Consider the following 22,997-nt stretch of genomic DNA (forward strand, 5'->3'; position numbering starts at 1 on the left):
TTCCTTGGTCTTACCACAAATTAGGAACAGCTTTATTGGAACTAGAAAAATGGGACGAAGCTGTCAAAGTTTATCGTCGCGCTATTGAATTAAAGCCTAATTTATATTTGCCTTACAAAAATTTAGGAGATGCTTTAATGCAATTATCAAAATACTCGGAAGCAGTAACAGTCTATAGCCAAGCAATAAAAATAGACCCGAATATAGATGTAACTTACTACAATTTGGGTAATGCTTTAGTAAAACTTGAAAGATATTCAGAAGCAGTAGTAGCTTACCGTCAAGCCACAAAAATCAATCCTAATTCTTCTTTATCTTACAATCAATTAGCAGCAACATTAGTTAAGTTAGCCGAAGTAGACAAAACTAGAAAATTTGATATTTATACTGAAGCTGTTGCCTGTTATAACACTTTAATCAAATTTCAACCTAAGCAAAGAGAAAATCATCATAAATTAGCAGATATTTTGCAAAAGCAAGGAAAATTTGAGGCAGCAATTGATAATTATATACAGGCGATAGAACTAAAACCCGATATACCTTGGTCTTATAATAATCTAGGGGAAGTATTGGTTAAACTTAAAAGATGGAATGAAGCTATATTCACCTTTTTAATTGCCTTAAATATCGACCCAAATATGCCTTGGATATATCAAAAACTCGGAGAAGCGTTAGGGAAAATATCTCAAAGTAATTTAGAGAATAAAATTACTTATTATTCTCAGGCAATACAAAATTATCGGACAGAGATAATTAACTCTAAATTAGTGCTGAGTCTACCGCGAAATTCAGATTTATATCTATATTTAGGAAATGCTCTGACTGAAAAAGAGCAATATAAAGGAGCAGTGATTATTTATAATATGGCTCTGCAACTTAAGGTAAACGATCGAGAAATTACAAATCAACTCCAGAAAACTTTAGATAAACAAGTTGAGTTAGAACAAGAAGTAGAAAAATGTCATATAGCGATTAAAGAAAATCCAAAGTCTTCTAAATTTTACTATGATTTAGGAATAGCTCTAACTCGGCAAGAAGAGTGGGAACAAGCAAGTCTAGCTTTCCTCAAAGCGATTAAGTTAAAACCAGAAACAAATTGGTCTTATAATCGTTTCTGGAATTACTTAAAACAGTCAGATAAACTTCAAGAAGTCGTAAATTGTTACCGGAGAATTCTGCAAAAGAAACCAGATTCTATTTTCTCTAATTTAAACTTAGGAGAAGTTTTGACTGAACAAGGAAAAATAGATGAAGCTATTGCTTCTTATCGGACAGCTTGTTACCAGCAAACTTTCAAATCTCATCCTGATTTTGTGCATAAATATTGGCATCAGGAACAAGTAGCACATCCTAACTTTATTATTATTGGTACTGGCAAAAGTGGCACTACCTCTCTATATAATTATTTGACTCAACATCCTCAAGTTTTACCTGCCATTAAAAAAGAAATATATTTTTGGTCTCGATATTTTGATAAAGGAATAGATTGGTATTTAGCTCATTTTCCTCCTATTCCAGCAGAAACAAAATTTTTAACTGGAGAAGCAACTCCTACCTATATTAATAGTTGGCATACTCCAGAAAGACTATTTAGTATTTCTCCTAAAATTAAGCTGATTGTAATTTTGCGAAACCCAGTAGATAGAGCAGTTTCTCACTATTATCATGAAGTCAGATTAAAGATGGAAAATAAATCTTTATCAGAAGTAATTTATTCTCAATTAGAAAGACTAAAAAAAATTCCTACTTCTGCCCTCGGAGAAGCTTACTGGAATCATATATCTTATTATGTGAGTTATGGAGTTTATGTTGAATTTATCAAAAAATGGATGACTATTTTTCCCAGAGAACAATTCCTGATTTTGAGGAGCGAAGACTTTTATCAAGAACCAGAAACTACTATGGAAAAAGTTTTTAATTTTCTTGATTTACCAAAACATCAGCTCCAGGATTATCAAAAATTAAATTCTGGCTCTTATCCTAATATTCCTCCATCAATTTACTCTAATTTAAGTGATTATTTTCAACCCTATAATCAAAAACTTGAAGAGTATCTAGGTATGAAATTTAATTGGGAATAATCTATTTGTAAGCATTCAGAAGCTAGCTAGCCTCCTGCGGAGGAACTGCCTCTTGCAGAGGAGCTGCCTCTTACAGAGGAGCTTCGCTAACGCTAACGTTAACAGTTATTAGCTATTAATTAATTGCCTGATCAGCAGGAATTATTGTTGAGAAAATTAAAAGAAAAAAACTGACATTTATCAAGAGAAGTCTATATTCATTATGAATGCAGAACATTTAGGCACGGAAATGCTTATTTTCTTTTTTCCTATTTATTAAGTTAACTTATTCTGATTTGTAAAATTATATTCTGAATTCTGATGATCTGACTCCTGTAATCAAATTTACTGTAAATATTCAGCCTTTAGCTATGAGTCATTAACTCATTATTTTGTCAGGAGGAATTAGTCTCCAAGAAGAATTCAAAGTTATTCAAAAAAAGGTTATCAGCTAACCTTAATAGTTATTACTTTCACTCGTCTGAATACTGACTGGTAATAGTTTGTTAATAGTAAGCATCCAGCTATCAGCTATTAGCTATTAGCTATTAATTCATTACCTGATAAGCAGGAATTAGTTTCCAAGGAGAATTAAAAGTTATGTTTGTGCAGCATTCCGCAGAAAAGAATAAAGATCATTAGCTAACCGAAGTCAAGTTAAGTGCTTAGGCAAAATTAATTACCTAACTTTATTCCCTGTAAAAATTACAGCATTAGATTTGTCGCTGTAAAATATGTGTAATTAATTTTGCAAGCCCTACTTATTATCTTAAAAAGCTGAATGCTTACTTTTAATGAACCATTTAGCTCATATAATTTCTACATAAACTTCCGCTGAATATAAAGATCATAATGGTTATTGTAATAAGGTTTGAGCAGCAATTATTAAGGGCATTATTACAGAGAAATCGTATCAATAGACTCTTAAAGTGAACTGATAGATTTTTACCCATACTTTTAACTTTTTGAAAGCTGTCAACTGCTGTTTCTTCTTTTAAACGTAATGAAGCTGATAGCTAATAGCTGAATGCTGACAATTTACCTGTAAAAATTTACGAAATTCAGATATGTCTTTAAACCAAAATTCTCAATCTTTAGTATTGCCCAAACAACAAGAAGCTGAAATTTATTTATCCCAGGGAAAATTAGAAGCAGCTTATGAAATTTGTCAAAGCATCTTAGCAGATTCACCTAACTTTGCCCCTGCCTACAATACTCAAGGAAAAGTATTACAAGCAATGGGAAAAATAGAATCAGCAATTACCAGTTATCGCCAAGCAATACAATTAAATCCTCAACACATTGAAACTTATACAATATTAGGAGATATCTTAATCAAACAAAAACAATTATCTGAAACGATCGCCTGTTATGAAACAGCCATTAAACACAATCCAAAAGTATCATTCTTTCATCATAAATTAGGGTTAGTCTTCATGCAGCTAAAAAACTGGGATGAAGCAGTCAACTATTTCTGTCGTGCCATTCAATTTAATCCCAATTTTCCCTGGTCTTACTATAAATTAGGAGAAGCTTTAACCAAACAAAAAAAATGGCATCAAGCAGTTGTTGCTTATCAACGTACTATTGAAATTAAACCAGATTTATATTGGTCTTATCAACATTTAGGAAATGCTCTAATTAAACAGGGAAAAATAGATGAAGCGATCGCCTATTATCAAGATACACTTCAACGGCAACCCCACCTTGATATAATTCATAAATTATTAGCAGATGTTTTAGTCGAAAAAGATGAAATTGATGCAGCAATTACTAATTATCTCAAAGCTATTCAGTTAAATCCAGATTCTCCTTGGTCTCATATATGTTTGTGGGAAATCTTACTCAAAAAAAACCAATGGGATGAAGCAATTATTACTTATCAAGAGGCAATTAAACTTAACCCTAATGCTTTTTGGTTATGGACTTACTTAGGAAATGCTTTGGTTAAACAAGGAAATTTAGAAAGGGCAATTACTTGCTATCAAAAAGCTCTTAAAATTCAACCAGAAATATATGAAGTTCATAAATTATTAGGAGATGCTTTTGTTAAAAATGATCGATGGGAAGCTGCGGCAAACTCTTACTTGCAAGCCATTTCCATTAATCCCGAAATTTCCTGGGCAGATAGTGGATTATCAATACTATTAAATGTCTTACATAAAACGAATAAGTTAGACGAAGCTGCAAAACTCTACCAAAAAAAAATTGAACTTAATCCCCAATCTATTTTGACTTATATAAATCTAGGACAAATTTTAACTAGCCAAGAAAAAATTGATGAGGCAACTATTTGTTATCAAACTGCTTGTTACCAAAAAATTTTAAAGTCTCACCCTAATTTTGTGGAAAAGCACTGGAATTTAGAACAATTTCAAAAAGCAGTTAGAAAACCTGATTTTTTAATTATTGGAGTAGGCAAAGGCGGAACAACTTCTCTTTATACTTATCTAACTCAACACCCACAAGTTTTACCCCCTCTTCTCAAAGAAATAAACTTTTGGTCTGGCAATTTTGAGAAAGGAATAAATTGGTATTTATCTCATTTTCCTCCCATTCCTAAATCAGAAAATTATTTCACAGGCGAAGCAAGTCCCGGATATTTTGGTAATTTGGAAGCTGCAACTAGAATTTTTAGTTTCTTTCCCAAAATCAAGCTAATTATTCTTTTAAGAAATCCTATAGATCGAGCAATTTCTCACTATTATCATTGGGTGAGATTAAATAAAGAAAATCGCTCTTTAGAAACGGCAATAAATTATGAATTAGAGATTTTACAAAATTTTCGGTACAACTCAAATTTTTGCTTAAATCATTGGCAGCAAAATTTGTATTATTTAGCTCCAGGATTTTACATAAAATTTTTGGAGAAATGGATGGCTATTTTTCGCAAAGAACAGTTTTTAATCCTCAAAACTGAAGACTTTAATACTAATCCAGTAAATGTTATGCAGCAGGTTTTAAAATTTTTAGATTTGCCAGATTATCAAATTCCAGATTATCAAAAATTAAATGTAGGTTCTTATCCCGATGTCAAAGACGCTATCCGGCAAAAAATGAGCGATTTCTTTCAAGATTCTAATCAAAAATTAGAAGAGTATTTAGATATGAAATTTCATTGGGAAACTTGGGGTGGATGACTAGGAGTTAGGAGGAAAATTTCTGGAACAACAGTTAGGTGAAAGGGTTGCTTTCTCTAACAACTATAAACTGTGTTGAAGCTCTGAAGTTCTGCCAAAAATTATTATGAAATAGAGTCTTTTACTTTCTCGATTTATAGCAGAAGACAGAAGGCAGAAGGAAAAATCTTGCGTTGTCTGAGTTTTAAGCGATCTGTCCGCGCCCTTTGCTTCGACTGCTATATCAAATTGTCAAACATTTTCATTTTATGAAGCTTCTGAAAAAAATCGGCGCCCCAAAGGATTTTCGGTTGCACCACACAAAAATTTTGATATACTAAAATTTACTTGCTTTTACTCGCCTATACACATGAATTTTTATTCAACGCTATTTCCCTACTTCCAGACAATCGAATATTTAGGAATTTTACTCAAAAGGATATGGCAGCAATTTCTCATCCTGTGAAGCTCTCATATATAAACTTATAAGCTTATTCTTTCTCCAACGGAATCTTTACATCTATAAATCCTGAGTAGAGAAGCACCAATATTTTCATTTTATGAAGCTCCTAAAAAAGTCGGCGCCTCAAAAGATTTTCGGTTGCATCCCCACAAAAATTTTGATATACTAAAATTTAGTTGGGTTCATTTGCACATATACATGATTTTTTATTCAACATAGTTTCTTGACTCAAAGATAATAGAATATTTAGGAATTTTACTTAGAAGCAATAGTGTAAGCTTTCAGCATTCCTCGTTTATTGCATTTGGAGTTTTTTCTTAGAAAAAAATTGTTGTATTAAGTACCCACTAATCCTGATATTTACGACTATTTATAGCAGTTTTCATTAACATAGAGTACAGAGATTTTACTTAAAGCCAGAAAGCAGAAGTTTTTTATACTATCCCTTAATTTAATAATTCTGAATTCTGAATTCGTGCATTCTAAATTAATAACAATAAATTTTGTAGTCTACCTTTGTGAAAACCGCTATAATGCTATTTTTTCTTCTTTACTATTTACTATTCCCTATTCCCTATTCCCTGTTCCCTTTTCAATCAGACCCGGTTTCCACATCCCAAATAAAAATGCTATAGAGATGAATTACTACGAATTAGGAGAAAAATTCCTAGAACAAGAAAAGTGGGAAGAAGCAGTTACTAACTACCGCCAGGCAATAAAACTAAACCCTAATTTTTCTTGGTCTTACTATAAATTAGGGCAAGCTTTAACTCAATTACAAAACTGGGAACAAGCCATTATCACTTACCAAAAAGCTATCAAACTAAATCCCAATTTTCCTTGGTCTTATCATCACCTCGGAAATGCTTTACTGCAACAAGAAAAATGGGAAGAAGCAGTTAACGCCTACCAAAGTTTTCTTCAACTTAATTCCGATAATTATTGGACTTACCATAAACTAGGAGAAGCCTTATTCAAACTAGGAGAATTTGACCAAGCAATTCTTTCTTATCACAAAGCAATTCAACTCAAACCAGAAATCAAAGGAACTCATCAAAAATTAGCAGATATTCTCTTTCAAACTGGAAAACTAGAAGCAGCAGAAACAGCATATCGTCAAGCAATAAAACTCAATCCAGAAGTAGTTTGGTATCGCCAATGTTTAGGAGATGTTTTACTTAGACAAAAAAGATTAGAAGAGGCGATCGCTACTTATTTAGAAGTTGCTCAAATTAATCCTAATCTAACCTGGATGCACCTAAAGTTAGGAGATGCTTTTGCTCAACTTAGTCAGTCAAATTTAGACAAAACTATCAATTATTATTGCCAAGCTATTAAAAATCCAGATCGATATCCGATTTATCAAAAATCACTATATCTCATCAAATTTAATCCAGAATTATACCTGGAATTAGGAAATTATCTAGCACAAGAAAATCAAATTTATGGAGCAATCATTATTTATTACCTTTTGCTAGAAATATTACCCAATCAAATAGATATTTATCAGCAACTTGGCAAGATATTCCGAAAAAAAATTTACCTCGAACAACAACTAAATTCATTTTATTCTACCGTTGAAACTGACGGAGATAGTCAATCTTACTATCACCTGGGATTAGCATTAACCAAACAACAAAAATGGTTAGAAGCTACCATTGTCTACCATCGTGCTATAGAACTTAATCCTGATTTTGCTTGGTGGTCTGATATTCGTCTGTGGGAAACTTTTGAAAAGCAAAATAAACTGCAAAAAACAGTTAATTTATTTCAAAAATTTATTGATTATCCAAATAACTCAGTCTGTCGTTATCTCAACTTAGCTGAAGCTCTAACTCAAGTAAATAGAAATACTGAAGCAATAGAAATTTATCAAACTGCTTCTGAACAACAAATTAAACAAAAATATCCTAAGTTTTTTCTAAAATCTCAAAACTTGGCTAAAATATCTGCCCCTAATTTTATCGTAATTGGAGTCAAAAAAGGGGGAACTACATCTATTTATCATTATCTAATTCAACATCCACAAATCTTACCAACGATTAAAAAAGAAATTGATTTTTGGTCTTTCTACTTCCATCGAGGTTTAGATTGGTATCGGGCGCATTTTCCAGCAATTCCAGACTCAGAAAATTTCTTAACTGGAGAAGCAAGTCCTAGTTATTTTGATGCTCCAGATACTCCCACTAGACTATTTCATTTTTTCCCAAAAATTAAACTAATTGTTCTATTAAGAAATCCAGTAGATAGAACTATATCGAACTATTATCACGAAGTACGTTCAAAGGCAGAGAATATGTCTGTTGAAGAAGTAATTAATTCTAAGCTAGAAAAACTGATAAAAATTTCATCTAGTCTCGTCAACGAAAAAGATTATTGGAATTATCAGGGAGATTATATAGCTTCTAGTGTCTATTTAGATTGGTTAAAGAAATGGTTGAATATTTTTCCTAGAGAACAATTGTTAATTTTGCCTAGTGAAGAATTTTATAGTGACCCTAAAACTACAATGAAGCAAGTTTTCAATTTTTTAGGTTTGCCAGATTATCAAATACAAGATTATCCAAAATTAAATGCTGGTTCTTATTCATCTATTAGTGAGTCAGTTCGACAAAAATTAAGCGATTATTTTCAACTTCATAATCAGCGTTTAGAGGAATATTTAGGTATGAAATTTAATTGGTAGAAGTAAGGAAGAGGGAAGAGGGAAGAAAGAAGGAGGAGTAAACATTGAAAAAAAAAGGTAAAAATGATCTAGATAACTGTCTAATATGAATTGAAGCAGCTATTTTTAAGCATCTCAGATCAAAGAAATAATTTCAGCGATAATGCTCCGCATCCCTGTCGTGATCGCCTCTCTTTCTTCCCTGAAAAAAATTAGTTTTGTGCTTCATAACTAAAGACATTTAGATATTATAGCGGTTTTCATTAACATAGACTACAGCAATAGAAGTTAAATTAACTCTAGAGAGAAATGTAGTTTTTTTCTACATAGTCTACCTTTGTGAAAACCGCTATAAGTATCTTAGATAAATACCTTATATCCATCATTTTGTCAAATTAGACAATTTCTTAAATATTTGTACTTATCTGAATTTTGTTTTTTTGAGCTTACTTTTCCTAAGCTAAAAATTGCTAAATTTGAGATGTAATTAACGATAATACTTGATTGTAGAGCTTTAAAGTTAGTCTTTTTTGAGGTTTAGATACAAGATTGGCACAATATCTTATGTACAGGGTATGATACCAAATCTCTGAAATAACGCAAGCTCGTGAAATATTTTGTCACAATCTTGGAAAAATGAGGCTGATTAGATTTATAAAAAAAATTTTAAAAGCTAAGTTAATAAGTAAAACTTATATTAAGCCTTCACTATAAAAGTCTAGAATATAAGGGTAGTGGGGGAGTAACTTTTTTGCTCTTGTCTGCCAAAAATGCTAACTTTTTGAGCGTTTTAGACTGAAAATATGGCACTTTTTTGAAACAAAAAAAGGCTAAAGTCTTTATCTATAAATGCTTTGAGAATTAATCAGCAAGCCATAATGATTCATACTTTTACTTCTCTCCCACTCTCCTACTTGGGTGAGTGAAAAAACCTGTGGGGAACATATAGCTAAAAGCCTTACTTAATGGTGATTTTTTGGATACAACGCTCTCTATCCCACGCAAAATTTCGTTCACCCCTCCTACTCCCTACTCCCTTTAAAATTAGTAACTTTAGCAATTGCTTCTAACTTCATTCCCAAGGGATAACTACCTTCTATTTTGACACGTTTAATTTCCGCTTCTGAAATATTCAGTTTCAAATATTTAGCTATTCCTCGCACAATATCACTTCTATCAATTATTCCTGCTACTGCTCCGGAAGGTGAAAGTACAGTTATTTGCTTTTGTTGATGAAATTCCATCCTCTTAATAACTTCCAATAAACTAACTTTTTCTGACACAGTAACCATCTGATTTAGAGGGCAAATAATCATCCTTAAAGTTTGAGTATCCCGATAACTTCTTTGAATATAACGAATAGCATCATCATAAACTAAACCAAGATAACGACCCATATCAGCAGCAAAATAAATTGAAATTTTAGAACTTTTTAAAAGGTATTTATCAGCAAACTGACTGAGAGTTAAATTTGCATCTACTACACGAAAATTTTGGGTCATTACCTCTACAGCTTTAATATTCATTAACGCTGACTGTAAATCAGTTATGCGCTGATAAATTCTGGCATTACGCAGAGCAAACCAGCTAATTAAAGCAATCCAAAAACTACTATAATCTCTAGTTTTAAAAACTACTATCAACCCTAAACTAATTCCTAACCATCCTAAAGCTTTACCACTTTTAGCTGCCAATCTTATCCCTTGAAAATGACTACCAGTTATTTTCCAAACAGTTGCTTTTAATACTTGTCCGCCATCCAAAGGTAAACCAGGTATTATATTACAAATAACTAAAATTAAATTTATTTCTGCTACTCTATTCATTAACTCCCCAACTAAGCTTGATGTGGGGAATAGTAAACTTGTTAAACCTAATAAAAAGAATAAAACTAAACTCACCAAAGGTCCAGCAATCGCTACTTGAAAAGCCTCTCCAGGATTTTTATAATCTCGATCTATTGAAGCAACTCCACCAAACAAAAATAACGTTATAGAATTAACCTTCATTCCTTGAGAAATAGTAACTAAACTATGACCTAATTCATGTAAGACTACGGATAAAAATAGTAGTATAGCAATTACTAATCCAGCACCCCAAGATAAAAAAAGCCCCCTTTCTTGGTAATCTTGACTATTGATATATGTTGCCCACAATAAAATAATTAACCACGAGTAATCCAGAAATAAAGGGATACCAAATAAATTGCATATTTTCCAACGTGCCTGCATGAATTTTTTTTGATTTTTTCTGAAAATTAGGATTTAATCTATTCTCCTAATAAGAATAACTAGCCATAACTGATTTATACCAAGCGTGACAAAATAATGTTATAAGTAATCAGGGTAATTAAAATAATTTGATTAGGTTTGCCTTTAATTAAAAAGGATCTTCAACCAAATAAGTACTCGTGCAAAATAAATTTCCTAGTTGAGAGAGGCAACAGGCAACAGCAAATCAGTAGGATCTGTGATTAGTTTTGCTTATGCACCTAAATGATGTTTAAACTAAATATTCCTGATTCCTATCTCCTGACTCCGTAGGCGATAACTTTTTTCTTTCCTGCGAATGCTCCCCAAACATAACTCTTAATTCTTCTTAGAGACTATCCTACTTGCAAGATAATTAAGTTAATAACTCATACCTGTTAATCTATTTCTGAATTAGGAGGCTAGCTAATAGCTGACCACTGGCTTACAAGCATCAATAAGTTACAAACTAAAAATGGGGGATTCTCTTTTGTAACAATAGAGAACCCCCTGTATTTTTAACTAAAATCAGGTTATATCTATCTATAGCATACCAGCACTACCAAGCCCTAAAATTATTCCTGCTCCTAAAATATGACCAAAACTTGTAGTAGCTAATAATTCTGGTATTCCAAAGCCAGTAAAAATTGCTGGTAACGATACGGGTAAATCTGGCCCTTGTCCACGATTTTGCTTTGAAATAGCATAGTAGCCGATGAAAATTGCCACTAAATTACAAGTTATCATTATAATTGCTACTTTTGGTGACCACTCTGCAGAGAGAGGATGAGATTGTGCTGCTAGAATTAAACCAGAGTAAATCAAGTTCTTATCTCCTTAAATTAAAAAGATTTGTAGCAAATTTAAAATACCTCGCCTGATTGGGTGGTGTTTAAATCAACTTATGTTTTGCAAATTATCAAGAAACTTTAGCTAAAAGCTACAATTTGTTTTAATAATTAACAATAATTTTAAGTTTTGATACAAAAATCTAAAATTTAGTTAGTAGTAGGTATAATTAATGCGCGTCAAAATTTGTGGAATTACAAAACTAGAGCAAGGACAAGCGATCGCTCAGATGGGAGCAACAGCTCTAGGATTTATCTGTTTTCCTAAATCACCTCGTTATATTACTCCAGAAAACATCATAAATATTGTCGAGAAACTACCAATAAATATTGACAAAATAGGAGTATTTGTTAATCCTGAAATAGATTTGTTATTAGAAGTAATTATTAATACAAAATTCAATGGAATACAACTACATGGCAATGAATCTCCAGAATTTTGTCATCACTTACGTCAGTCAATACCAAATAGTATAGAAATAATCAAAGCCCTGAGAATTAAATCTTCTCAAGATTTAACAAGAGCAAAAATTTATGAAAATTATGTCGATACTTTACTTTTAGATGCTTATCATCCAGATAAATTAGGAGGCACTGGTCAAACCTTAGATTGGAAAATACTTGAAGAATTTTACCCTACTTTTCCTTGGTTATTAGCAGGTGGTTTAACCCCAGAAAACGTCACAGCAGGAATACAACAATTCATATTAGATTCTGAACCTAAAATAGAATTTAATCATAATTTTTGTGGCATCGACTTATCTAGTGGTGTAGAAACAGCGCCTGGAGATAAAGATTTAGTTAAAGTCAAAAAATTATTTGATAGTTTAGCGCAACTTAGGGTTAAAGTGTAGAAAAAGTACCAAGTATTATATCTGGTACAAGTTTATAGCAGCTTCCTCAACTATCCATAAGGAGTTTCCTTTGACTTTCAGAAATTAATCTAAATCTTGACAAAAAAAATATAGCTAAAATATTCAGGTTTTTATTCTTTTTAATTGTGCATAAATTATAACTGAAATAATACTCCAATATATCGGAACAAAAACATATTGGATAAAAACTCTTTGCCAATCGTTTACCATTTCTGCTTTAATCAAAGTAGATGTGATAATTGTTAATGGAAATATTATCAAAAAGCCAACTGCAAATAAAATCAATTTAACTCTGGTAACTAACCAAAAATACCCTTTAGTCAACTCCCAACTATACCTCATTCCATTTACAGGTGAAACACCATCAATTATAACAGTATGCCAATAAAAACCAAGGCGCGTCCCAATATAAAATATTGGTAGAAGAAGTAATAGTAAAAAAAGCTGAATTGGCATTAATTCAATCTCTGGCATAAATGTAATTGGAATAAATATAATTAAAGGCACAATTAATATCGGAAACCACCTTTTTATACCTCTGCAAAATGCTTCTATTAATGTCACCTTGTTTCCATTCAGATATCCCCAAATATAAAAATAACGAATTGCGAATAACCAGGGATTAACAAATCCTATCATAATTCTATATAGCCAATAGTATATCCTGCTAGATTCTGGCAAAAAAATTATAATTATTGCTAATATAATAGCTGGTAAACCTATAATTAAAAGAGGTAAATATATAGCAATAATAGTTTTTAAAGTTTCCTTGAGCAAATTTATATAACTAATATTTCTGTACTCCATAAACTGATAGATTAACAATTAAATTTTATGAAAGAATTCAGCTCTCAGCCCCCATCCCCCAAATTCATAACTCAATCAAGTAGGAATTAGCATTAAGATGCTAAAAAAATTACAGTAAAACTTAAGACATATTAGACTAAGCATTCGCTATTAGCAGTCAGGATTTCCTAGATAATTCTACACAAACAGCTTTTGAAATAATAAAGCAATTACTAAAGTTAGCTAATGAGCTTTTTCTTAATAACTTTTCATCCTTTCTTCCAAAATAATGAATTAATAACTCATAGCTGATAGTTGATAGCTAAAATTTGAATTCTTAAATATTAGCTAATTTTAACTATCCATAACTAATATAAGTTTTTAGTCACAAAAAAATCTGAATATTTAACATCAATAGGAAACAAAATAGTTGAGTTTTAAGTCACGAGTAACTTGTAAGGATAACAGGATATTGAACTCAAAAATCAAATACCAAATATCAAAAAACACAATCTTAAAACCTAGGATATTTGTGTATTTTTCTACAAACCTTACTTTTTCAAATATCCAATGAATAATAATATAGGAGTATCCAAATAATATGGCAAATATTTCAGGAGATAACAATGATAACCTGTTAATTGGCTCTCCAGAACCTGATTTTATGGAAGGTTTTGGTGGAAATGATACTATTTTTGGTGAAGGAGGAGATGATACTCAAGATGGAGGAGAAGGAGAAGATGAAATTTTTGGTGGTATTGGATCTGATTCTTTAATTGGTGGTGAAGATGACGATTTCTTGCAAGGAGAAGATGGACGTGACTCAGCATTAGGAGGTCCAGGAGATGATAGCATTGAAGGTGGTCCCGGAAATGATTTTTTATTAGGAGAAGATGGCAACGACTCTTTATTTGGGGAAACTGGAGATGATTTAGTAATTGGTAATCAAGGATTTGATTTAGTTACTGGAGGAGATGGTAACGATACATTAAGAGGTAGTCAAGGGGATGATAGTTTATTTGGAAATATTGATGATGATGTAATATTTGGCGACCTAGGAAATGATATTGGCAATGGTAGTATTGGTAATGATTCTCTTTTAGGTGGTGAGGGTGATGACTCTTTAGATGGAGGTAGTGGTGATGATACTATTTTTGGAGAAGCAGGGAATGATTTGCTATTTGGAACTATTGGCAGTGATTTTATTAATGGTAATAGGGGTAACGACCAAGTTTTTGGTGGAGAAAATGTAGATAATCTTCGTGGCGGAAAAGGTGATGATACGATATTTGGAGAACAACAGAATGATTCTCTCTTTGGTGACTCAAATAACGACTTAGTTATTGGTGGTATTGGTGAGGATACATTGTTTGGTGGAAAAGATAACGATACCCTTCAAGGTAGTGATGGTAATGACTCTTTGCTGGGCGATCGAGGCAACGATATATTATTTGGAGATGCTGGAGAAGATACATTAACTGGTGGTGAAGGATCGGATATTTTTGTGCTACCTGGAGAAGTAGGTAATATTGATGTAATAAATGATTTTAATCCCTTAGAAGATTTCTTGGCTTTAAGTGGTAATTTGACTTTTGAAGATTTAACTTTTGAACAAGGAACTGGTTTAAATTTCAGAGATACATTAATCACTATTGATAATGGCAGATTATTAGCGATATTGTTGAATGTTCCAGCTTCCATAATTTCAGAGGAAGATTTTGTAGATATTAGTCAACCTTTACCTGAAGTTGATTCTAATAATACTGATGAAGTTCTATAATTCAATTCTCAAGAATTATCAGACCAGTTTTCCAACAGATAGCGTAATCTTAACCGGGGAATATAAGGCCAACCTCCCTTTGTTTCAATATCTTTGAGTAAATTGTAAAGTGCCTGACGATTATCTGGCAATGTTTGTTGAAATGAACCTTCTCTGAGTTCCTGATGTAAGCTTTCCAGAGTTCGTAGAATAGCCAATATTGCCATTGGATCATCCTGGTGATTTTCGGCTATAGCCTTTACTGAATTTACAAAAGATTGTAAATCACTGTGTAAATTTGTTGACTCATTTTCTATATTTGTGTCCATATTACCATTTTAAGACAAACTTAAATAATGCTCAGACTAAAGCCAGAGCAATTATAGGGTGATACTAAACAATAAGATAAATCAGCTTTGCTTAGTTTCTTCACCCACTAACCAAAGAAATATTCTTTATTCTTTGGGAACTCCTCAAAACTCCCCCTGGCTATCCCTCTTTTCCCAGTCTATCTATTATTTCTCTTTGGGCTTGGTTTCTACTCAAGCAAATTCCAAATTCTAGTATTAGGCTTGATGTTGATCAATAGTAGATGTTCGATAATCAGTTAAATTCAATTATAGCAATATATTAACTGTAAGTATATATACTTATGTAATTTTAATTTATAAAACTGAATTTAAGAAAAAGTAACTAGCAATGTAGAATATTATTTTGGGTTAATACTAAAGATAAATCTACTCTCACACCAAGCAAATTGAGAATGTGAAGAATAACTTTATCCTAATTGCCCTAAGTTTATCATCAAATCTAAAATCTAAAATTAGATTACTCATACTGCGTAAAGATATAACGCAGTAGCAATGTTAAATATTGAATGTTGAATCTTGAGGTTGACAATGAGGTATCGCACTTTAATTGCGGCACTATTAGCTGTGTGTTTGAGTTTTTTAACCGCCTGTTCAGAGGGCATTGATAGTAATAAACCACTTACTTACGAAGATATTGTTAATACTGGCTTGGCCAACAACTGTCCTGGGTTACCAGAAACAGCTCGTGGGTCCATTGCCCTTGACCAAGATGGGTCTTACATTTTGACAGATTTGTGTTTGCAGCCAACTACCTATTTCGTTAAGGAAGAACCAACTAACAAACGCCAAGAAGCAGAATTTGTTGAAGGAAGAAAATTAACAAGGTATACTTCTACCTTAGATCAAGTAACAGGTGAGCTTGTCTTTAATGAAGATAATTCTTTGACATTTAACGAACAATATGGTATTGACTTTCAACCCATCACTGTTCTTTTACCAGGTGGAGAAGAAGTTCCATTTCTGTTTACCGTTAAAGGACTTACTGCTAAGAGCCAGCCTGATATTACTGCTATCAATACTTCTACTGATTTTAAGGGAATATACAATGTTCCTTCCTACCGAGGATCTAGTTTCCTAGACCCTAAAGGTCGTGGTGTGACTTCAGGATATGATAATGCAGTAGCTTTACCAGCTAGCTCAGATGATAAAGAGTTTGTCAAAGCTAATGTTAAGTCAGCAGATACTCTTCTCAATGCTGGTGAAATGTCCCTTCAAATTACTAAAGTAGACGGGGAAACAGGTGAAATTGTTGGCTTATTTGAGGCGGTTCAGCCTTCTGATACAGATTTAGGCGCAAAAGAAGCTGTAGAAGTAAAAGTTCGTGGTACTTTTTACGGTCGAGTAGACACAGTTTCTTAGACTAATTGCCATACTTCCCCGACAAATCAAAGATTGTGTCGGGGTGAAATATACTAACCTTCTTGGCAAAGAAGCATCTTGGAATTAAATATCGAAATGTATTTAGCTCAAGTGAACTCGCAGAAGCATAAATCCTAATTATTAAAATTTTCCAGTCTTTACCCTGAAGAGCACATAGTTTATACTAGAGGTGCTTAAGAGTCCTCTATTTTTGTAAAAATATACTTGAAGTAGCTATTAAATAAATAGCGATCCAAAATTAATTAATTACATATACTCTAGAGCTGAAAAGCATAAGTTGTAAAAACTACAAATAAGCTCCAACTAAAACTCTAATTAAATAGTTGTGTTTAATATCACACTCCAGTATTTCTCAACTCACAGCACTTATTATATATATCCGTCAATATAATCTGTATGTGATCTACCATCAGTGGTTGGCTCTCAAAATCATAATATAGCTATGTCTACCACCATCACTCAAGAACTAAAAAGTGAAAACCTAAAACTGTTGTACCAATATCAACAGTCTCCTTCTCATCAACTCCGGAACCAATTAGTTAAACTTAATGTTGGACTTGTAAGAAAGGAAGTTTATCATTGGTTAAATCGATGTACCGAAACCTACGATGATTTACTCCAAGTAGGATGTATTGGATTAATTCGAGCAATTGAACGATTTGATATATCGAAGGGACGAGCCTTTAGTTCTTTTGCTACTCCTTATATCAGAGGGGAAATTCAGCATTATTTACGAGATAAAAGCCCTTCTGTACGCATCCCCAGAAATTGGTTGGCTCTGGATCGGCAGGCCACAAAAGTAATACAAGAGCTGAGAATAAAGTTGAAGCGGAAACCTACAGAGATAGAGGTGGCTTCCGCTTTGGATATTTCTCTAGACCAATGGCATGAAATTCAAATTGCCTGTCGTAACCGTGCCCCTCTAAGTTTAGATGCCCCAGTTCAAGATGAAGCTGATGGAGCTACTTGTTTGGGAGAATTAGTCCCGGATAGTCAGTATCGTAGTTTTCAGTTAGCTCAAGAAGACCAAATTCGTTTGCAGCAAGCATTAGCTAAATTAGAAGAGGGTACTCGTAAAGTTTTGGAGTTTGTGTTTCTCTGTGATTTGACTCAGAAGGAAACAGCCGAGCGAATGGGAATTAGTGCTGTTACTGTTTCTCGGAGAGTCAAGAAGGGCTTAAAATCTCTGCAAAAGATCATGCAATAGCACTTGATGGCTTAAAAGTAAAATTATACTACTAATCACTAAATAAAATATATTGGCTTTATGTAAGCATTAAGGTATTAGCTATTTTCTTGCAGATGAACTGCGTTGACAGCAGTCAGCAATAAAAATCAAGTCAGTTATTGGGTAATTCAGTCTGGATATTTTGTAGAGATTTTTTGGTAAATCTCAGTTTAGGGAATCTACTTTATGTATTTCAATACTTTTAATTCTTGGCCTCTTCACTTATCCTGATGCTAGTAACTGATAGGTAATGAGTGATGGCTGAATACTTACAGCTTAATTAATTAATTATAGTTTTTTTATCATTGCCTAAATCCTAATACTATAAACCCCGCCCGTATCTAGTAATTGGGTGGGGTTAGTTTTTAATACTGACTATATTCCAGTCTTTAGTGAAAGGCATATATTAAATTTTGCCTTTCATCCAGTGCTTGAATAAATTCTCTTTAACCATACTTTGCCGCAACACTTCAACTAAATATTCTTGAGCTTCTTCCCGACTCAAGCTTTTAACTTCGTCCCGTAGAACTTGTAATTTGAACTGTTGCTCCATAGTTAAGCTGCTAGACATTTCCATAGTTGACTCCTCCTTGTTTAGAGCATAGATATTGGCCAATATATTAAGGCCATCACTACCCTAAATGTATATATTTCCTAATATGTAAATTATCGTAACATTTACTTGACATACTGTCCATCATGTACATTATAGAATTAATTTATTCCACAAAAGTTAACATTAATTTAATAAAACTTCGTTCTTAAGGGCAGGGTTTAAATAAAAGCTAGAAGTTCTATGATAATTAGGTTAGGACTAATGTCCTATGAAATTCAAAAATGGAGAAGTGGCTAATGGATGCAATGGAATTTTTTCAAAGAAGTGCTGGTAAATGGCGATCGCAACGTACAACCCATCACTTAGCCTTTAGACAAGCGGAAATGGGCAGCTCAGATATTGAAGTAACCAGCTTGGATGCTAAAGATCCAAAAATAGTAGAAATCTGCAAAATGCACGAAATTGATCCAAATTTGGCTGCTGGAGGAGCTTTTGTAACTTGGGACGGTTCTATGGCATGGGATAAAAATGATGAAAATCATAAGGGGTCAACTGTATTTGCTATTGTTCCTGACCCAGAAAATCCTAGAAAAGGTAGAATGTTGCGAGAGCGTGGCTATGCTGAAATTGTCCCAGTGGTGGGACTGTTTGAGATGGATGATGAAGATGGGCTAAATTTAATTACAGAATATGAAACTATGAGTTCTATTGAAAGATTCTGGTTTCCTAGCCCTAATCTAAGGATGCGAAGCAGTTCAGTGAAGCGGTTTGGTGGATTTAATACTTCTACTTTTTGCACCGAAGTTCGACTAGAAGAAAGTAGCTCAGACTCAGAGCTAGAAACATCAGAGGATGCGACACAATTTTATTCTGCTTTTGGCTGGTAAGTATACCGGAAGTCATAAGTCATAAGCCATAAGTCATAAGCAGGGGAAATGGCTATTCCACCGTACATTCTTGCTGTAACTATATTTGAGAGTCGCGAGAATGTCCTAACTGCCCTGGTGACTACTATAGAAGTTAGAAGTCAGATGATGAATCTTAGACTAGGAAATGTTTTTCTAACTGTTCGCTGTTCCTTGTTCCCTGTTCCCTGCAATATCAAAAATATTACAGATTGTTGCGTAAGTTAATAAAAGTATGATTTGGATCGCCTCAATCCCTTAATCTAAAGGTTGGCTATTGATGCAATTTTCTGAATCACGGTAAAGTTTAGTGTGCTATGGCCACACTTGATAAATCACATTTAATAATTTTAAGGAGATTCTGACGTGGCGATTCCATTATTAGAATACAAACCCATAAGTCAAAATTCACGGGTTGCGGGTTATGAAGTCCCTGGTGACGACCAACCAATTATTTATTCTGCTGAATCTTTACCTTCTGGTTCAGAGTGGGATGAATTAATTTGGGCAGCTTATCGCCAAATTTATAGTGAACATCAGATTCTGAAGAGCGATCGCCAAACCTTCTTAGAATCTCAGCTAAAAAATGGTCAAATTACAGTTCGAGATTTTATTCGGGGTTTGGTAATGTCCGAGCCATTCCGTCGGAATAATTACGAGACGAATAGCAATTATCGCTTTGTTGAGTTATGCGTTCAACGGGTGTTAGGCCGTGATGTTTACAGCGAAAGGGAAAAGATTGCTTGGTCTATTGTTGTAGCTACCAAGGGTATTGAAGGTTTCATTGATGAGTTGCTTGATAGTGAAGAATACTTAGACAACTTTGGCTTTGATACTATACCTTACCAGCGTCGTCGGGTTTTACCCCAGCGTGATGGAGGAGAAACTCCTTTTAATCTGAAGACACCTCGTTATGAGTTCTACTATCGGACTATTCTTGGTTTCCCTCAAATCGTTTATCAAAATGAAATACGTCGCTTTACTCCTCAAGAAAAGAAGCCTCAAGAAGGCGATCCTTCTCGATTCTTGAATTTGGCACGGAGTCTTGGTGTACAAGGAAAATCAGCAACAAAACCAAATCTAGGTAGTATTAACCTGAGTATGGTGCCTTATCGTAAATAAAGTATAATTTACGGCTTGGCTTCAACACTTCTGTAGAGTGGAATTAAGTTTTGTAGGAGTGGAGTATTTGTCCAGAGTATTTAGTAAATTAACCAAAATAGCTGGTGTGAATATTCTGCGCCTACAAAATTTTATGAGTTTTGTAATTTCCTATAAATCTGCATTTTTAAATATATGAACTATGGATAAATAGGAGTTATATAAATGGTATTTAGCGAATAATTAAGTTCTAAAGTTTCTATTTTTAAGGAAAAAAGCAGTCGTTTAGCTAGCGCTAAACGCCATATCCAATCGACCAAGAGAAGAAGAAAAAAACATTTTGGTCAATCCTATCCATTTTAAGTAGAAGTAATTATTAATTGTTAATTATTAATCATTAAATTATATTGTTGATTTAAAGAAGAGAAAAACTTAACTCAGAAAATGGAAAATTACCAATATATTTTACAGATAGGTTTGAAGTATAGATGATTTAGTTTAACTATTTTGATCTAACTATGAAACTCCTAGCAACAAGTTTCAAAAAATGGAAAATTACCAATATATTTTACAGATAGGTTTGAAGTATAGATGATTTAGTTTAACTATTTTGATCTAACTATGAAACTCCTAGCAACAAGTTTCAAAATGACACTCCTTATTCCAGCAGATCAGATCAGAAAAGTTAGTATGTTTCAGTAATTATAAATAATAAGTTTACTAAGAGAGAGCTAGTAAAAAGCTTTGGCTAATATTTTCCTGGGATTTTGAATAGCTTAAATTATTTTCAAGGTAAGTTTGAGTACCTTTACTACAATCTTGATTAAAAAAAACTATACGATCACGCCCCTTTTCTTTGGCATGGTAAAGTGCTTCGTCTGCTTTGGCAATTAGAGATTGTGGAGACTCTAGTTTTGTAGGGATGACACTTGCAACTCCCATACTTATAGTAACATATTTACTTATTCTAGAAGCAGAATGATTAATGTGTAGTTTGTGAATAGCTGTACGAATTAATTCTACTAATTTTTTTGCATTTTTATCAGATGTATTTGGTAAAATTATCGCAAACTCTTCCCCCCCATAACGAGCTACCAAATCTGCAGAACGTTTAACAGTTTGTTTAATCGTTTGAGCAATTTTTCGTAAACAATCATCTCCTGCTAAATGACCATAGCAATCATTGTAATATTTAAAATAATCTACATCACATAAAATTAGAGATAAAGGTGATTTTGTTCTTTTCAGTCTACGCCATTCTTTTTCTAAATATTCATCAAAAGAACGACGATTAGCAATACCTGTTAAGCCGTCTAGTTTGGCAACTTTTTGTAGTTGCTGATTAGCAACAATTAAAGCTGCTTCGGCTTTTTGTAAAGCTAAGTTTTGCTTTGTTAGTTCTGATTCTACTTGTTTTTGAGCTGTAATATCTATAATTAAACCTTTAATTGCTAATACCTCGCCATCGGAACAGTAAACTCCTTTACCTTGTTCCCAAACCCACTTTAGTTCTTTTTTGGCTGTAATTATCCGATAAATTAACTGAAATGGTTGATTATTGACTAAAGCTTTTTGTCTTTCTTGCCAAATATATTTTCTATCTTCAGGGTGAATTAATTGGTTGTAGATAATTTTATTTTGAATCAATTCATCGGATTGATAACCAGTCAGACTGTAAAAATTTTCACTGATAAAGTTCATTTTTAAATTACAATCATTACTACTATAGTAAACCATTCCCGGTAAATTTTCTATTAGACTTTCTAGCATTAATTTATGCTCTTTAAGTTCATTTTCTACCTTTTCTCTTAAATATATTTCTTGTTGTAATTTTTGATTCTGAGATTCTAGTTGTTTTTTCAAAGAATGTATTTGAAGATGGCACTTGATTTTTGTTAAAACATCATCTGCTTGTATAGGCATACTAATATTATCTAAGTTTTCTATATTTTCGATATTTAATTCCTTGACTTGATTTATTTCATTTTGCTTGGCTCCCATGAGAATTATCGGCATATTTTTTGTTGATTCTGAAGTTTGTACAAATTGCCAAATCTGCGATTTCTCTTTTGAGGTCAAATTTATCAAAATTAGATCTACCGATATATTTTGTAATGTATTTATAGCTTCTTCTGCACTATGAGCTACTACAAATTCATAGTTATTCTCTCTCAATAGAATAGATAATAACTTGAGGTTACTATAGTTATTTTCTACTATACAAATTACTTTTTCAGGAGATGCTTGTAAATTTTTCATTTTTATAAAAATCTGAAATTATTAACAATTCAATATATTTTATATAAATATAAATAAGAAAAAACCTCTTGCAAAGTTTGAGGATGATTGTATCCTTTAATCTTTATCTTTCAACAGCACAGATTTTCCTTCCCCACCTAATTATTAAAGGTAAAATTCAGGCTGAAAAATTAAGCAAGAGGTTTGACTTTAGATGCTCCTGATGTACTAACTCCCTAGATATTTCCTACACCCCAAAAGGAGTGGGTTGTAGGATAACTGAACTTACAAAGGTTTTTAATAAGCTTCGTAAAAGTTCATAGTTTGTCTGTACTCTTCTATAATAATACTCTTTTTATCAAATTCACCTGGGTTATTACAATAGCCCGATTTT

15 protein-coding genes are annotated in these 22,997 nt (G+C 32.8%); 9 read left to right on the forward strand and 6 right to left on the reverse strand.

What is annotated here, in order from left to right; all coding sequences use genetic code 11:
- The 3 genes from ACP6PL_RS23410 to ACP6PL_RS23420 form a co-directional block, all read left to right on the forward strand.
- A partial coding sequence (locus ACP6PL_RS23410) for a tetratricopeptide repeat protein (protein ID WP_426547698.1) occupies positions 1–2,081 on the forward strand: 2,081 nt, incomplete at its 5' end.
- A 1,046-nt stretch (positions 2,082–3,127) separates the two neighbouring features.
- Positions 3,128–5,200, forward strand: coding sequence for a tetratricopeptide repeat protein (locus ACP6PL_RS23415; RefSeq protein WP_426547699.1), 2,073 nt, complete (start codon positions 3,128–3,130; stop codon positions 5,198–5,200).
- A gap of 1,079 nt (positions 5,201–6,279) precedes the next feature.
- Complete coding sequence (locus ACP6PL_RS23420; RefSeq protein ID WP_426547700.1) at positions 6,280–8,328, forward strand: tetratricopeptide repeat-containing sulfotransferase family protein; 2,049 nt, start codon at positions 6,280–6,282, stop codon at positions 8,326–8,328.
- A gap of 1,001 nt (positions 8,329–9,329) precedes the next feature.
- Here ACP6PL_RS23420 and ACP6PL_RS23425 read toward each other — a convergent pair.
- Together ACP6PL_RS23425 and psaK are read right to left on the reverse strand one after the other, a co-directional pair.
- Complete coding sequence (locus tag ACP6PL_RS23425) at positions 9,330–10,538, reverse strand: site-2 protease family protein (RefSeq protein ID WP_426547702.1); 1,209 nt, start codon at positions 10,536–10,538, stop codon at positions 9,330–9,332.
- A gap of 561 nt (positions 10,539–11,099) precedes the next feature.
- Entirely contained in the window at positions 11,100–11,381 is a 282-nt protein-coding gene (gene psaK / locus ACP6PL_RS23430; protein ID WP_426547703.1) for a photosystem I reaction center subunit PsaK, read from the reverse strand.
- 196 nt (positions 11,382–11,577) lie between these two features.
- Between psaK and ACP6PL_RS23435 the strand changes: the two genes are divergently transcribed.
- Positions 11,578–12,258, forward strand: coding sequence for a phosphoribosylanthranilate isomerase (locus ACP6PL_RS23435; RefSeq protein WP_426547704.1), 681 nt, complete (start codon positions 11,578–11,580; stop codon positions 12,256–12,258).
- Between the two features lie 123 nt (positions 12,259–12,381).
- Here ACP6PL_RS23435 and ACP6PL_RS23440 read toward each other — a convergent pair whose 3' ends face one another.
- Positions 12,382–12,918: a DUF7847 domain-containing protein gene (locus ACP6PL_RS23440; RefSeq protein ID WP_426547705.1), complete on the reverse strand. Its 537-nt coding sequence runs from the start codon at positions 12,916–12,918 to the stop codon at positions 12,382–12,384.
- Positions 12,919–13,666: 748 nt separating this feature from the next.
- Between ACP6PL_RS23440 and ACP6PL_RS23445 the strand changes: the two genes are divergently transcribed.
- Positions 13,667–14,845, forward strand: coding sequence for a calcium-binding protein (locus ACP6PL_RS23445; RefSeq protein ID WP_426547706.1), 1,179 nt, complete (start codon positions 13,667–13,669; stop codon positions 14,843–14,845).
- 8 nt (positions 14,846–14,853) lie between these two features.
- Here the strand turns inward: ACP6PL_RS23445 and ACP6PL_RS23450 are convergent, their stop codons facing one another.
- Complete coding sequence (locus tag ACP6PL_RS23450) at positions 14,854–15,153, reverse strand: hypothetical protein (RefSeq protein ID WP_426547707.1); 300 nt, start codon at positions 15,151–15,153, stop codon at positions 14,854–14,856.
- Between the two features lie 570 nt (positions 15,154–15,723).
- On the opposite strand from ACP6PL_RS23450, the gene psbO reads away from it, so the two are divergent.
- On the forward strand, positions 15,724–16,554 hold the full coding sequence (gene psbO, locus ACP6PL_RS23455; RefSeq protein WP_426547708.1) for a photosystem II manganese-stabilizing polypeptide: 831 nt from the start codon (positions 15,724–15,726) through the stop codon (positions 16,552–16,554).
- Between the two features lie 463 nt (positions 16,555–17,017).
- Entirely contained in the window at positions 17,018–17,782 is a 765-nt protein-coding gene (locus ACP6PL_RS23460; protein WP_426547709.1) for an RNA polymerase sigma factor SigF, read from the forward strand.
- A gap of 427 nt (positions 17,783–18,209) precedes the next feature.
- Here ACP6PL_RS23460 and ACP6PL_RS23465 read toward each other — a convergent pair whose 3' ends face one another.
- Positions 18,210–18,380 carry an NblA/ycf18 family protein gene (locus ACP6PL_RS23465; protein WP_094673865.1) on the reverse strand — a complete coding sequence of 57 codons (171 nt, stop codon included), beginning with the start codon at positions 18,378–18,380 and terminating at the stop codon, positions 18,210–18,212.
- Between the two features lie 275 nt (positions 18,381–18,655).
- Here ACP6PL_RS23465 and ACP6PL_RS23470 point away from each other — a divergent pair, with 275 nt between their 5' ends.
- Both ACP6PL_RS23470 and ACP6PL_RS23475 read left to right on the forward strand, forming a co-directional pair.
- Positions 18,656–19,246 (forward strand): phycobiliprotein lyase, encoded by a 591-nt coding sequence (locus tag ACP6PL_RS23470; RefSeq protein WP_426547843.1) that lies wholly within the window; start codon positions 18,656–18,658, stop codon positions 19,244–19,246.
- A 384-nt stretch (positions 19,247–19,630) separates the two neighbouring features.
- A complete protein-coding gene (locus ACP6PL_RS23475; protein ID WP_426547710.1) occupies positions 19,631–20,386 on the forward strand; it encodes a phycobilisome rod-core linker polypeptide in 756 nt (251 codons plus the stop codon).
- Positions 20,387–21,085: 699 nt separating this feature from the next.
- Here ACP6PL_RS23475 and ACP6PL_RS23480 read toward each other — a convergent pair.
- Entirely contained in the window at positions 21,086–22,624 is a 1,539-nt protein-coding gene (locus ACP6PL_RS23480; protein ID WP_426547711.1) for a diguanylate cyclase domain-containing protein, read from the reverse strand.
- Between the last annotated feature and the right edge of the window lie 373 nt (positions 22,625–22,997).

This window comes from Dapis purpurea BLCC-M126 (assembly GCF_050015975.1).
GTDB lineage: Bacteria > Cyanobacteriota > Cyanobacteriia > Cyanobacteriales > Microcoleaceae > Trichodesmium.

Coding starts and splice junctions, on each gene's coding strand:
- ACP6PL_RS23415 (WP_426547699.1), top strand. CDS start 3,128: ATGTCTTTAAACCAAAATTCTCAATCTTTAGTATTGCCCAAACAACAA.
- ACP6PL_RS23420 (WP_426547700.1), top strand. CDS start 6,280: ATGAATTACTACGAATTAGGAGAAAAATTCCTAGAACAAGAAAAGTGG.
- ACP6PL_RS23425 (WP_426547702.1), bottom strand. CDS start 10,538: ATGCAGGCACGTTGGAAAATATGCAATTTATTTGGTATCCCTTTATTT.
- ACP6PL_RS23435 (WP_426547704.1), top strand. CDS start 11,578: ATGCGCGTCAAAATTTGTGGAATTACAAAACTAGAGCAAGGACAAGCG.
- ACP6PL_RS23440 (WP_426547705.1), bottom strand. CDS start 12,918: ATGATAGGATTTGTTAATCCCTGGTTATTCGCAATTCGTTATTTTTAT.
- ACP6PL_RS23445 (WP_426547706.1), top strand. CDS start 13,667: ATGGCAAATATTTCAGGAGATAACAATGATAACCTGTTAATTGGCTCT.
- ACP6PL_RS23450 (WP_426547707.1), bottom strand. CDS start 15,153: ATGGACACAAATATAGAAAATGAGTCAACAAATTTACACAGTGATTTA.
- psbO (WP_426547708.1), top strand. CDS start 15,724: ATGAGGTATCGCACTTTAATTGCGGCACTATTAGCTGTGTGTTTGAGT.
- ACP6PL_RS23460 (WP_426547709.1), top strand. CDS start 17,018: ATGTCTACCACCATCACTCAAGAACTAAAAAGTGAAAACCTAAAACTG.
- ACP6PL_RS23465 (WP_094673865.1), bottom strand. CDS start 18,380: ATGGAAATGTCTAGCAGCTTAACTATGGAGCAACAGTTCAAATTACAA.
- ACP6PL_RS23470 (WP_426547843.1), top strand. CDS start 18,656: ATGGATGCAATGGAATTTTTTCAAAGAAGTGCTGGTAAATGGCGATCG.
- ACP6PL_RS23480 (WP_426547711.1), bottom strand. CDS start 22,624: ATGAAAAATTTACAAGCATCTCCTGAAAAAGTAATTTGTATAGTAGAA.